This is a genomic window from Variovorax sp. V116 (genome assembly GCF_041154435.1).
In the GTDB taxonomy this organism is placed as follows: Bacteria; Pseudomonadota; Gammaproteobacteria; order Burkholderiales; family Burkholderiaceae_C; genus Variovorax; species Variovorax paradoxus.
In genome coordinates this window covers 2070827-2083418 of the sequence record NZ_AP028661.1, presented here as the reverse complement: position 1 = coordinate 2083418, position 12592 = coordinate 2070827, and the positions used below count along the sequence as shown (strand labels likewise).

General features: G+C 65.0%; 14 protein-coding genes. 10 read left to right on the top strand and 4 right to left on the bottom strand.

Annotated elements, in window-relative coordinates:
• Positions 1 to 18: 18 nt before the first annotated feature.
• On the bottom strand, positions 19 to 147 hold the full coding sequence (locus tag ACAM58_RS09865) for a hypothetical protein (protein WP_259347633.1): 129 nt from the start codon (positions 145 to 147) through the stop codon (positions 19 to 21).
• Here ACAM58_RS09865 and ACAM58_RS09860 point away from each other — a divergent pair.
• From ACAM58_RS09860 to ACAM58_RS09835, 6 genes are all read left to right on the top strand, one after another.
• Positions 137 to 181: a hypothetical protein gene (locus tag ACAM58_RS09860; RefSeq protein WP_369664481.1), complete on the top strand. Its 45-nt coding sequence runs from the start codon at positions 137 to 139 to the stop codon at positions 179 to 181. The two genes, ACAM58_RS09865 and ACAM58_RS09860, sit on opposite strands and share 11 nt — an antisense overlap.
• Before the next feature lie 604 nt (positions 182 to 785).
• Complete coding sequence (locus tag ACAM58_RS09855; RefSeq protein WP_369664382.1) at positions 786 to 1292, top strand: spore coat U domain-containing protein; 507 nt, start codon at positions 786 to 788, stop codon at positions 1290 to 1292.
• Between the two features lie 25 nt (positions 1293 to 1317).
• Positions 1318 to 2046, top strand: a complete 729-nt coding sequence (locus ACAM58_RS09850) for a molecular chaperone (RefSeq protein ID WP_369664381.1) — start codon at positions 1318 to 1320, stop codon at positions 2044 to 2046.
• Positions 2047 to 2080: 34 nt separating this feature from the next.
• Entirely contained in the window at positions 2081 to 4408 is a 2328-nt protein-coding gene (locus ACAM58_RS09845) for a fimbria/pilus outer membrane usher protein (RefSeq protein ID WP_369664380.1), read from the top strand.
• Positions 4405 to 5433 carry a spore coat U domain-containing protein gene (locus tag ACAM58_RS09840; RefSeq protein ID WP_062362023.1) on the top strand — a complete coding sequence of 343 codons (1029 nt, stop codon included), beginning with the start codon at positions 4405 to 4407 and terminating at the stop codon, positions 5431 to 5433. The genes ACAM58_RS09845 and ACAM58_RS09840 overlap by 4 nt, the downstream gene beginning before the upstream one ends.
• A gap of 133 nt (positions 5434 to 5566) precedes the next feature.
• A complete protein-coding gene (locus ACAM58_RS09835) occupies positions 5567 to 6034 on the top strand; it encodes a hypothetical protein (RefSeq protein WP_369664379.1) in 468 nt (155 codons plus the stop codon).
• A 16-nt stretch (positions 6035 to 6050) separates the two neighbouring features.
• Here the strand turns inward: ACAM58_RS09835 and ACAM58_RS09830 are convergent, their stop codons facing one another.
• Together ACAM58_RS09830 and ACAM58_RS09825 are read right to left on the bottom strand one after the other, a co-directional pair.
• The gene (locus ACAM58_RS09830; protein WP_018902945.1) at positions 6051 to 6392 is read right to left on the bottom strand and encodes a HigA family addiction module antitoxin; all 342 of its coding nucleotides are present in this window, start codon (positions 6390 to 6392) and stop codon (positions 6051 to 6053) included.
• 11 nt (positions 6393 to 6403) lie between these two features.
• On the bottom strand, positions 6404 to 6682 hold the full coding sequence (locus ACAM58_RS09825) for a type II toxin-antitoxin system RelE/ParE family toxin (RefSeq protein ID WP_018902946.1): 279 nt from the start codon (positions 6680 to 6682) through the stop codon (positions 6404 to 6406).
• A 220-nt stretch (positions 6683 to 6902) separates the two neighbouring features.
• Here ACAM58_RS09825 and ACAM58_RS09820 point away from each other — a divergent pair, with 220 nt between their 5' ends.
• Positions 6903 to 7499 carry a DUF6088 family protein gene (locus tag ACAM58_RS09820; RefSeq protein WP_369664378.1) on the top strand — a complete coding sequence of 199 codons (597 nt, stop codon included), beginning with the start codon at positions 6903 to 6905 and terminating at the stop codon, positions 7497 to 7499.
• Positions 7500 to 7579: 80 nt separating this feature from the next.
• On the opposite strand, the gene ACAM58_RS09815 is transcribed toward ACAM58_RS09820, so the two are convergent.
• On the bottom strand, positions 7580 to 8233 hold the full coding sequence (locus ACAM58_RS09815; protein ID WP_369664377.1) for a hydrolase: 654 nt from the start codon (positions 8231 to 8233) through the stop codon (positions 7580 to 7582).
• Positions 8234 to 8360: 127 nt separating this feature from the next.
• Between ACAM58_RS09815 and ACAM58_RS09810 the strand changes: the two genes are divergently transcribed.
• The 3 genes from ACAM58_RS09810 to ACAM58_RS09800 all read left to right on the top strand — a co-directional run bounded on the left by ACAM58_RS09810 (position 8361) and on the right by ACAM58_RS09800 (position 12570).
• Entirely contained in the window at positions 8361 to 9257 is an 897-nt protein-coding gene (locus ACAM58_RS09810; RefSeq protein WP_018902948.1) for a LysR family transcriptional regulator, read from the top strand.
• Positions 9258 to 9334: 77 nt separating this feature from the next.
• Positions 9335 to 10888, top strand: coding sequence for a PAS domain-containing protein (locus ACAM58_RS09805; protein ID WP_369664376.1), 1554 nt, complete (start codon positions 9335 to 9337; stop codon positions 10886 to 10888).
• Positions 10889 to 11052: 164 nt separating this feature from the next.
• The gene (locus ACAM58_RS09800) at positions 11053 to 12570 is read left to right on the top strand and encodes an amidohydrolase family protein (RefSeq protein ID WP_062362031.1); all 1518 of its coding nucleotides are present in this window, start codon (positions 11053 to 11055) and stop codon (positions 12568 to 12570) included.
• Positions 12571 to 12592: the final 22 nt, after the last annotated feature.

Here is a 12592-nt window from a genome sequence, read left to right as displayed (position 1 = left end):
ATTGCACTCAGCAGATGGTCAGGTGCGCTCGGTCCAATGCTTCAAAAAGAAGCCTTTGGGAGGGAATTTGCCGCCAAACACCATGCACACCTTCGCAATCGACACCGGAATCTTTGTAGCTGGCGCCTTTCTGGGCGTGGTGCTCATGTGCCTGCTCTTCGCCTCGCGGTCGGACGACTGAAACCACTCCGGCTCCGGATCGGGCCGGGGTCAGTTAACTGTTGTTGCCACGCATCACCGGCTGAAGCCCTGGCGAGGCCGGTTCAGGCGCCCTACACACCCCTGCCCGCCACGGAAATCCGTGATGGAGTTGGCAAAATCGCTTTTAAAATGTGAGCACGCTCCTGTGACAACTGGTACTTCAAGCTACATTTTGTAAGTCAGAAGTGACTTAGGTCGCAGCAAAACGGGCATCGGCACTCGAAAAACGACTGCCGCGCTTGCCGTGCCGATTGCTTCTGCACACCCCGCCTTTTGGCGGGTTTGTACAGCCAGAAGGAATCCGGCACGTACCGGAGCTCTTGCCCCCGTACAGGGGCGCCTTCGAGCCAAAAACATCCATTTGCCAGGCGGCGGGGTACCCCCTGCCCCGGCAGATTGGGTACCCACGGGAAACCTCAGAGCGTGTCAACACCGCGCGACGACTTGGAGCGCGTCTGTTGACTTTTTGAAACTAAAGTTCCAATAATCTCACATTGAGAACTATAAGGTTACTTTGCTACAGCAAGCCCCGTGGTCCTCAACCCCGTCTTCACAACTCTTTTTTTAACCAGTCGGCGTTCACCATGAAAAAACTCTCCCTCATCGTTGCAGCCACCCTTGCAGTCACCACCAGCGCTGTCTTGGCAGCCACGAGCCCGGCCACGGCCACGTTCCAGGTCCTGATCACTGTCGCCAAGGCCTGCTCGGTCGTGGCGGGCGCCGGCTCGAAGATCGACTTCGGCACGGTCGATTCGTCGGCCACCAACCTGAGCGGCAACAGCAACATCAGCGTGACCTGCTCCAAGACCACGCCTTACAACATCGGCCTGCTGCCTTCGAACAACAACACCACCGGCGCCGGCGTGATGAGCCCCGCAAGCGGTTCGGACACGGTGGCCTACCAGCTCCGTTCGGTGAGCGCTACGGGCTCGGTCTGGGGCAGCACGGCAACGTCCACCGCCGTGGGCAACGGCGTGGCCGGCACCGGCACCGGCGCGGCACAGACGATTCCCGTGTACGCCACGGTCGCCAGCGCCAACGTGACGCCTGGCGACTACTCGGACACGGTGACGGTCCAGGTCAACTACTGATCGATTGATCGATCGATTGCCGCCCATGCGCCGCCTGCTCCGCCATACCGCTGTTCTCGCGCTTGCCTTGGTGCAGGCGGTCGCATCGGCCAGCGGGCTGCAGGTGTCGCCGGTCACGCTGACGCTGCAGGCCACGCAAAACGCCGAAGGCCTTTGGCTCAGCAACACGGGCGACACGGTGGTGCATGCGCAGGTGCGCGTCTACCACTGGGCGCAGGAAAACGGCACCGAAAAGCTGACGCCCTCGCGCGAACTGCTGGTCAGTCCGCCGATGGTGCAGCTGGCCGCCTCCGACCGGCAGCTGATCCGCGTGATTCGCACGGGCGTTCCGGCCGGCACGGTCGAAGGCGCGTACCGGGTGGTGATTGACGAGCTGCCGGTGGAGATGAAGGAAAAGAAGGGCCTGCAGCTGGTGCTGCGCTATTCGGTTCCGATCTTCATTGCAGCGGCAGGCGCGCAGTCGTCCGAGCCGCAGCTCGCATGGTCGCTGCGCCGCGAAGAAGGCCAGGCCGTGCTCGAAGTGGCCAACACCGGGGGCATGCATGCGCAGCTTGCCGATGTGGAATTTCTCGACACGGTGGGCCGCCGCACGCCGGTGCACGCGGGCCTGCTGGGCTACGTTTTGCCGGGTGCGCGCATGCGTTGGCCACTGAAGACTTCCGCGGAGGCTTTTGCCCTCGGCGGCATCCTGGAAACGAAGATCAATGGCAACGCGACGCAGGAAAAAATCCCGCCGCTCCCACGCGCCCGCTGAGCGCCTGCTGCCACTGCTGCTTCTTTCCGGCCTGATGTCTTTTGCCGCCCAGGCTGAGAATGCCGCAGCCGGCTCGAGCGCATCTTTGGTCGCGCCCGCGGAGGGCGAACTGGCCGGCCCCACCGGCAGCGACCTTTATCTGGACCTGAGCCTCAACGGCAACCCGCAGGGGCTGGTGCACTTTGGCCTGCGCGGGCAGGAGCTGTGGGCCAGCGCGGCCACGCTGCGGCAGCTGGGCTTTGTGCTGCCGGCGGGGGTGTCAGACCCGGTGCGGCTCAAGAGCCTTCCGGGGCTGCAGATCAAGTACGACGCCGCAACCCAGAGCGTTGAAATCAATGCCTCGGCCGAGGTGCTGCGCCTGCCCACCACGGTGGTGGACACATCGACCACCATCGTGCCCAAGGCCAGTGCTTCGCCCGGCCTGCTGCTCAACTATGACCTGTATGGCACGCAGGGACGCGGCAACACGTCGAGCCTGAACGCGCTGACCGAGCTGCGCGCGTTCACCGGAAGCACGGTGCTCAGCAACACGATGATGTCGCGCTCGTCACGCCTTCCGGGCGAAGGCTGGACGCACGATTCGGTGCGGCTGGACACCACGCTGAGCACCTCGTTCCCTGAAGACATGCTGACGCTGCGCGTGGGCGACACGACCACGGCCTCGCTGCCATGGTCGCGCTCCACCCGCATCGGCGGCGTCCAGCTGTCGCGCAACTTTGCGCTGCAGCCCTATCGCACGACCACGCCGCTGCCAGCCTTCCTGGGAGCGGCTGCGCTGCCTTCGCAGGTGGAGCTGTACATCAACGGGATGCGGCAGTACACGGGCCAGGTGCCCGCGGGGCCGTTCCAGCTGAAGACGGTGCCGAGCATCAACGGCGCGGGCAATGCGCAGGTGGTGTTGACCGATGCCTTCGGGCGCGCGACGACGCTCGACTTTTCCTTGTACGACACGCAGCGGCTGCTGGAAGCGGGCCTGTCGGACTGGTCGGTGGACCTGGGCATGGTGCGCAAGGACTACGGCCTGCGCTCGTTCCAATACGGCAGCGATCCGGCGGCCAGCGGCACCTGGCGCTATGGCGTGAACAACAGCTTCACGATGGAAGCGCACGGCGAAGCCACCAAGGGGCTGGTGAAGGCCGGCGTGGGCGGCGCCTGGCTGCTCGGCCAGAGCGGCGTGCTGGCGGGCGCAGTGGCGCACAGCAGCTACCGCTCGGAGCAAGGCTCGCTGGTCAACCTGGGCTACAGCTGGCGCGACAACCACTTCAACTTTGCGGTCGAGGGCACGCGCACCTACGGCGAGTACCGCGACGTGGCGTCGCTGTACGGCAGCGCGCCGCCGCGCGGATCGGGCCGCGCATCGGTCGGCTACACCACGGGGAGCTTTGGCAGCTTTGGCCTGAGCTACCTGTACCTGCGCTATCCCGCACAGGCGGCAACGCGGCTGGCCAGCGTCTACTGGTTCAGCGCGATTGGCCGCAGCGCCTCGGTGAACGTGAGCCTCAACCAGAACCTGGACAACCGGCGCGAGCGCAGCCTGTACGTGGGCTTTACCTGGGCGCTGGACGGCAAGATCACGGCCAGCACGGGCGTGCAGCGCGATGGCGACCGCACCACCTTCTCGGCCGACGCGCAAAGCTCGATTCCGGGCGAAGGCGGCATCGGCTGGCGCGCGGGCCTGCGCCAGGGCGGCGGCCAGAACGGCGGCCAGGCCGAAGTCGACTACCTGGGCCGCTACGGCCGCGCAATGGCCGGCATCAGCGTGCTGGGCGACAGCCGCTATGCCTACGCGGGTGCCACCGGCTCGATCGCTTTCATGGGCGGCCAGCCCTTTGCGGCGCGGCGCATCGACGACGCCTTTGCGGTGGTTTCCACCGACGGCATCGCAGGCGTGCCGGTGAGGCTGGAGAACCGCGACATCGGCACCACGGACAGCCACGGCATGTTGCTGGTGGCACCGCTGCGCGCCTATCAGAACAACCAGCTGTCGATCGACCCGATGCAGCTGCCGGCCGACGTGCGCATCGAGCGCGTGAAGACGGTGGCCACGCCAAGCGACCGCGCCGGCACCTTGGTGCGCTTTGGCATCACGCCCGTGAATGCGGCGGCGCTGCTGCTGGCGGACGAGGCGGGCAAGCCGCTGCCGCTGGGCAGCCGGGTGCGCGTGAATGGCGGCACCGGCGAGCCCGCGCTGGTGGGCTTTGACGGCGCGGTGTACCTGGAGTCGCTGCAGGCGCGCAACACGCTCGAGGTGCAGACGCCGGGCGGCGGCCGCTGCCGCGTGAGCTTCGACTATCGCAAGGAAGGCGCAGGCATTCCGCAGATCGGGCCGCTGCGCTGCATCAGGGAGGGGAAGACGCCATGAGCTTTTCTTTGAGCCGCACCTTGCGGGCGCTGCGTTTGCCGCTGTTTTGTGCGTTGCTTTGGTGGGTGGGTGCGGGGAGTGCGCAGGCCACGATCACTTGCACGGCAGACATGACGAACCTGGCCTTCGGTTCGGTCGACCTGGTCGACGGGAGCACCCCCTCCTCTCCCACCGCCACGCTGAGCTACAACTGCACCAACAACAGCACCACCGCCGAACAGGTCAGGATCTGCTTCAACATTGGCGACGGCGACGAAGGCCTGACCAACTTCAACCCGCGCGTCATGAAGAGCGGTACGAACAGCTTGAAGTTCCAGCTCTACCAGGGAACGAGCAACGTCATCTGGGGTTCGAGCGGCAACGGGACGGTGCCGAACCCCTTCGTCACCACGTTCACCGTTCCTCGCCGGACTTCGGGCACCATTCCGGGGGTCTTCTCGGGAAGCACGACCATGCGAGGGGATCTGATCGCCCTCCAGGGCGCCGTACCTCCGGGCGCCTACCAGGACAACTTCGGTACCGTTCACACCTCGATCACGTTCTCGTCGAGCACGGGCGCCACGCCGGCAGCGTGCGGCGGCACGGCGGCAGACAACTTTCCGTTCGTGGTGACCGCCAACGTCGCCAAAAGCTGCCTGGTCACGGCCGACCCACTGAATTTCGGCACCATCGACGGCCTGCCGGGCATGGCCGACCGGGACCGGTTCAGCACGATCAACGTCACCTGCACCACGCCCACCAGCTACACGGTGGCGCTGACGCCCTCCAACAATTCGACGACCGGCGCGGGGTCGATGACGCCGACAGGCGGTGTGCCCGGCAACACGGACGCGGTGCCCTACCGTCTCTACAGCAATGCGGGCCGCTCGGTCTCATGGGGCAGCGTCATAGGCACCAACACCGTCGCAGGCACGGGCACGGGTGCAGCCCAGTCACTGACCGTGTACGGCCGCGTCCTTGGCAGCAACGTGAACGTGCGGCCGGACAGCTACCTGGACACCGTGACGGTCACCGTGACCTACTGAACGGCCAAGGCCAGCGGGAAAGCCCTTCCAAAAAAAGCACGGGCGGCCTTAATTTTCCGGCTACTCTGCCGATAACCCAAGTTGGGGCATCGATGCGATGCCCTCCACCGAGGTTGCGAGGAGAGGAGGTCCCATGTCCGGAAACATGTTGTCCCGTGCGGGTTCGGCCGGCCCGCCGCTTCCACCGCGTGCGGCCCGCACGGCGGCTGCCGTCGGCATGATGCTGCTGTTGCCGCTGCGGCTCGGCTCCGCGGAGCCGACGCACAGCCCGCACAGCGCCGCGGCGCGGTTCAACGTGACGATGATCGTCCTGCCGACCTTCAAGGTGCTCCAGGTCACGCCGGTCAGTGGCGGGCACGAATACCGCGTCTGGACCAACATGAAGTCGGTGCTCATCAAGGGCCGCGAATACCAGTTCGACAAGATCGGCGAGACGAGCTTCACGGTAGCCGGCACCACCGCCGACGGCCTCGACACCCTCGACCCCACCTGGCGCAGCGCCATCGGCGCCATGGCTGCCATCACGGCCCGCGCCGCGCCGAAGGCTGCTGCTGCGGATGGCGACGGGAGCAATTCGATGAGGGTGACGGTGATTTACTGAGGGATGACTGGTTGGATCAGGCGGCGAGCGCATAGCGCTCATCGTTCCTCGTCTTTTCGGCTTGGCTCTGCTCGACGAACTTGGCCCGCTTGATCTTCACCTTGTGAAGCTTGCGCGCCTGCCACAAGTCGTGCTCCGCCTGCATGCGTAGCCACGTCCCGGGCTCTCCAGACAGCCACTCGGCGAGCCGTATGGCCATTTCTGCACTGATCGCAGCGCGTCCGTTGAGGACACGCGACAGCGCGGTGCGAGACACCTTCAGCTGCTCAGCAGCTTCCGTTACCGTGATTCCCATGGCCGGAAGCACGTCTTCTCGGAGGATCGATCCAGGGTGCGGAGGGTTGTACATGTTCACCATATCGGATCCTTTCAGTGGTAATCCTGATAATCGACCAGGATGGCATCCCCACCCTCAAACGTGTAGGTCAGGCGCCAATTTCCATTCACGGAGACTGCCCAATGCCCCGCAAGATCGCCGTTCAACGGATGCCAGCCAAAACCCGGAAGGTTCATGGCCTCCGGGTTTGAAGCGGCATGTAGAACAGCCATAAGCCGCAGCAGCTTGGGCGCGTGATGAGGCTGAATGCCACTCTTCTTGCCCGTCAGAAAAAATTCCTGAAGCCCCTTGTGGCGCCACGTTTTTATCATGCGCCATTGTAGCGCGTAACGCTACACGCATCAAATTGCCAATCCAAGTCAGTGCTTGCTCGACGGCTCCGAACTCAGAGAGTAGACGGTCCTCTCCAGCCTCTACGAGGATCTTTGGCGACGTCGCTCAATCCTGCAGCGCCGCGTCTGAACCATCCTGAGGGCGACTTGAAAACTGTCAGAAGTTCCACCATGCTTCTGCCACTCAGGATCTACCGCAATGCAGACCCTCGCCAAACAAGTTATGGAGCACGCCGCCGGGTTGCCGGAAGGCACGCCCTTGGTCGCGAAGGAGTTGCTGCACCTGGGGAATCGAGCCGCCGTGGACCAGGTTCTGTCCCGCCTCGCACAGCGCGGCGCGCTGCTGCGCGCGGGCCGCGGAATCTATGTCCTGCCAGTCGAAAGCCGCTTCGGCTCCCGGGCGCCCTCGGCTGCCAAGATGGTCGAGGCATTGGCGAGCCACCGCGGAGAAACCATCGTGCCGCATGGTGCGTCTGCCGCCAACGCGCTTGGTCTCACCACGCAGGTGCCTGTGCGGGCGGTTTATCTGACGTCGGGGCCAAGCCGTCGCTTGAAGCTGGGAGCACAAACGGTGGAGTTGCGGCATGCGCCGGTGTGGCAGTTGATCCTTCCAGGCCGCGCGGCGGGCGATGTGGTGCGGGCGCTGGCGTGGCTTGGGCCCGAGAAGGCCGGCAAGGCGTTGCGTGCGCTGCGCGCCAAACTGCCGCCAGCCGAGTTGAAAGAGGTGGCGTCGGCACGTGCGCGTCTTCCAACGTGGATGGCCCAGAAGGTCAGTGCGCTGGTGCCGCATGGCTGAGTTCTTCGAGCTCTCCGCCAACGGGGCGATGGATAACCCCGCTGAGCCGACAGCAGCCGCGACGGCCCCCCCTCAGATCATCATCCTGCCTTGCGCGGCACAGGCGTGTTGAGCAACTGCTGCTCCCAAAGATACGCGATGCCGCTGCCGGCGAAGTGCTGGATGAGAATCTCGGTCAGTTCCTCGACGTGCTCGGTGCGCGCCCAATCGCGTTGCCATTCGCCACAGAGCGCCATCACGGTCATCACGTTCGCGCCGGCCGCGATCATTCGCTGGATGGCAACTTCGTGAGACTCCTTCGAAATGCCGCCCGATGCGTCGGTGATCACGGTCACGTCCCAGCCTTCGCCGGCGGCCTGGATGACAGGCATTGCGACGCAGACCTCGGTCCACAGGCCAGCGATGATCAGCTGCTTGCGGCCAGTCGCCTTGACGACGCTCACCACGTTCTCGTCCTGCCAGGTGTTCACCCAGGTGCGATCGATGACTTCCTGGTCTGGAAATACGTCGGTGACCTGCTTGAAGAGAAGTCCACCGCGCGCCGCGATCACGCTGGTGAGAATGGTCGGAACATTGAAGGCTTTTGCCAGCTTCGCCAGCGCGGTCGTGTTGTTCACCACGGCCTGCGGGTCATGGCTGTTCAGGTTGGAGAGCTGGTAGGGCTGGTGGTCGATGAGAACGAGTACCGAGTCTTCGGGGCGAAGAAGCGAAGCCAGGCCGTTGCGAAAAGTCATTGATGAATCCTTTGTTTCGGTTGTGAGCGGGACATTGCTTGCCCCGAAGCAGGATTCTGTTGTTCCTCTTTTTGATGCGGTAGTACCATTTCGCGGCGAGCTGTGTCGCGCAATGAGGAACACCAAATTGGACATCGAAGAGCTGCGGACCTTCGTGGAAGTTGCCGATGCCGGCGGGGTTTCGTCTGCTGCGCTGCGGCTTGGGGTGTCCAAGTCGATCGTCAGCCGCCGCCTCTTCAGGCTTGAAGAGGAGCTTGGCGTGCAGCTGCTTGCGCGGTCCACCCGCGGCGCTGCCCTCACCGAAGCCGGGGCCACGTTCCGGGACCATGCAGCCAGGGTCTGCGCCGAGATCGACGTGGCCAGGGAAGCGATCCTGCCCGCCGGCGACCTTCGTGGGCGCTTGCGCATTGCTGCGCCGTTTTCTCTGGGCCCGACCCACTTCGCGCCCATCCTTGCGGAGATGGCACGACGGCACCCCGGGCTTCACATCCAGACCTGCTACAGCGACCGCTTCGTCGATCTCATCGCGGAGGGCTACGACTGTGCGATACGGGTCGGCTATCTCCCGGACTCCAACCTGATTGCAAGACGCATCGGCCCGGTGCATGGAAAGCTCGTTGCGAGTCCGGCCTATGTCAAGGCGCATGGATCGCCCGAGACACCGGAGGAGCTCCTCGCCCATCAGGCCCTCATGCAGGGAACCGAAGCCTGGCACCTCACGGATGGCGATAAGACCATCACGGTTCGCCCGCAAGGGCGCTTCAAGGCCGACAACGGCACGGCGCTGGTCGCCGCTGCCACGGCAGGACTGGGCATCGCCTACCTGCCCGATTGGCTCACCCATGAACACGTGGCCTCCGGGGCGCTGGTGCCGGTCATGACGCGTCATCCGCCACCGCCGGCAGGTGCCTATGTCGTCCGGCCGCCCGGCCAGCATCCCGCACGGAAGATCCGGGTCCTCACCGAACTGCTGATCGAGTATTGCGACCGGCCTGCGCATCCTGTGGGAGCCGCCGCGGTTTGATGGGGTGCATTGGCCGAACAGTGCTTGCCCTCGGCAGGGGGCTATAAAGCACTTTTGGGAACCTGCAGCACATCGCCATGCAAAGCCAACCCGCCTCCGCAGCAAGCGCAACCCTCCTGGAGGACAGCACGGTACCGATCGTCGAGCAGTTGCCGGTCGGCATTTTTCGCAAGGACACCGAGGGGCGCTTCACCTTCGTCAATGCCAGGTTCTGCGAACTCAAGGGCATGCCTGCAGAACGCATCCTGGGCCGCACGCCTGCGGAGATCGACTCCGACGAGGCGGCTTCCTGGCAGGTGATCGAGTCTGCGGTGCGGGGGCCTGACGGCACGGCCATCGGCAGCCAGGGAGTCTTGCTCGACGCGGCCCCGCGCAACCAGGAAGAGGACGACGCCATGCTGGCCAACGAGCGCGAGCTGCTTCGCGCGCTGCTGGACAACTCTCCGGACCACATCTACTTCAAGGACGCGCAGTCCCGCTTCATCAAGACCAGCACGGCGCAGGCGCTGGAGTTTGGAATGGCCACACCCGAAGGGCTGGTGGGAAAGTCGGACTTCGATGTCTTTTCCGAAGAGCATGCGCGTCCGGCGTTCGAGGACGAGCAGGAGATCATCCGCACGGGTGTGCCGATGATCGGCAAGATCGAAAAGGAAACCTGGATCGACGGGCGGCCCGACACCTGGGCCTTGACGACGAAGATGCCCCTGCGAAACCGTGCGGGCCGGATCGTCGGAACCTTCGGCATCACCAAGAACATCTCCGACCTGAAGGAGGCGGAGCGCCAGGTTGCCGAGGTGAACAAGCAGCTGGTCGAGGCCTCGCACCTGGCCGGCATGGCCCGCATCGCCACCAACGTGCTGCACAACGTCGGCAATGTGCTCAACAGCGTGAACGTGTCCGCGGCGCTCATTCTTTCGCGCGTTCGCGCCTCCAAGGCCCCGGGGCTTGCGCGGGCCGTCCAGCTGATGGAAGAGCACGCGGACGACCTGGGCGCGTTCCTCGCTTCGGACCCCAAGGGCAAGGTGCTTCCGGGCTATCTGCGCCAGCTGGCCTCGGCGCTGGTGGCAGAGCAGAACGACGCCATCAAGGAGCTGGCGGCACTGGGCAAGAACGTGGAACACATCAAGGAGATCATTGCCGCGCAGCAGGCCTACGCCGGCGCATCGAGGCTGCTGGAAAAGGTGCAGGTCCGCGAACTGGTGGACGATGCATTGCGCATCAACGCCGAGGCGCTGGCGCAGCGCCGGATGGTGGTGGAAAAAGAGATTGCGCCTCTTCCCGAACTGCTGCTGGACCAGGGGCGGATCTTGCAGATCCTGGTGAACCTGATCAGCAACGCCGAGCAGGCCATGGACGGCGTGACCGACCGCGAGCCCCGGCTCACGGTGCGCGTGGAGCTGGTGGCGGGCCGGCGGCTGCGCATCTGCGTGGCGGACAACGGCGTGGGCATTGCGACGCAGGCCCTGTCCCAGGTGTTCGTGCACGGGTTCACCACGAAAAAGACCGGCCATGGATTCGGCCTGCACAGCGCCGTGATCGCCGCGCATGAAATGGGCGGAACCCTCACGGCCCACAGCGACGGGCCGGGCACCGGCGCGGCGTTCACGCTGGAGCTTCCGGTGGAAACATGAGTACCTCGATGCGCCGCCCGAAACCGAAGTACCGCCCCGCAACATCCGCGCCGAGCTGTGCTCCTTATGCACGCACCGGCTAAGCAATACCGAAAGCCTTCTTTGGCAAGCGCGTGAGCCGCGCGTAGCCTGCGGCGTTCCTTTCCCTTCCAAGGAACCCGCAGATGAACGATCGTTTGAACCGCGTGCATGCCTCGCGCTCCGCCGCCGTGAAGGCCGGCCTCGACCATCCCGTGATCGACACGGATGTCCACGTCAACGACTACGCGCCCGTACTCGAGGATTACGTGGCGCAGTACGGCGGCAGCAAGCTGGTCGACGCGCTGCGCAAGGCGCTGGGCGGACGCTTCGTCACGCGCAATGGCGGCGGCAAGGACTGGTACCAGCAGACGGCCGAGGAGCGCCAGTTCCACCGCACGCTGCGCGCGCCCTGGTGGGCCCGCGTGACGCGCAACACCTACGACCTGGCCACCTACACGCTGCCCGCGCTGCTCTACGAGCGCCTGGGCGAGCAGGGCTCGGACTATTCGATCCTGTTCCCCAACGACGTGCTCTCGCCCGCCGCGGCCGGCAGCGAATACCGCCAGCCGCTGCATCGCGCCATCAACCACTTCCACGCCGACCAGTACCGGCCGTATGCCGACCGCCTGACGCCGGTGGCGGGCATTCCGCTGCACACGCCGCAGGAAGGCATCGAAGAGCTGGAGTTCGCGGTCAAGACGCTCGGCCTGAAGGTGATCAACATCGCAGGCGGGGTGCGCCGGCCGATCCGCGCCATCGCCGAAAAATATCCGGCGAAGGAACACCCGGAGATTGCGAAGCAGACCGGGTACATCGACTTCTACGGCATCGACAGCGAGCACGACTACGACCCCTTCTGGGCCAAGGTGGTGGAACTGGGCGTGCCCGTCACCACGCACTACGGCAGCCAGGGTTGGACCGGCCGGCAGTCGATCAGCAACTACATGAACAACCACATCGGCCACTTTGCCGATGGCTCGCAAGCCTTTGCCAAGGCACTGTTCTTCGGCGGCGTGACGCGGCGCTTTCCCGGCCTGCGCGTGGGCTTGCTCGAAGGCGGTGCCGACTGGGGCTCGCATGTCTACACGCACCTGGTGGACCGCTGGGAAAAGCGCAACAGGAACGCCGTGCGCAACTACGACCCCGCAGAGGCCGACGTCGAACTGCTTGCCTCGCTGTTCGAGCGCTACGGCGGCGACCTGCTCAAGGGCCGTACGATCGACAAGTCGACGCTGCTGCGCGACAGCCTCGGCCTCTCGGCGCTGCCGCACAGCCGAGAGCCGAACGAATCGGAGATCGACGATTTCGCGCTCGCCGGCATCGAGAAGGTGGAGGACATCCGCGACCGCTGGGTGAACAACTTCTACTTCGGCTCCGAGGCCGACGACCGCACGGTGGCCGCGGCGTTCAACACCAAGGTCAATCCGCTGGGCACCAGGATCAACGCGATCTGGTCGTCCGACGTGGGCCACTGGGACGTGCCCGAGTTCACCGAGCCGCTGGCCGAAACCTGGGACCTGGTGCAGCAAGGCGTGATCTCGGCCGCGGACTTCAAGGCCTTTGTCTTCGACAACCCGCACCGCTTCTACACCGAGGCCAATCCGCGCTTCTTCGAAGGCACCGAGGTCGGGCGCAAGCTCGGCCTGAAAGGCGCGAAGTGAACGGCGCGGCACGCTCCCTGTT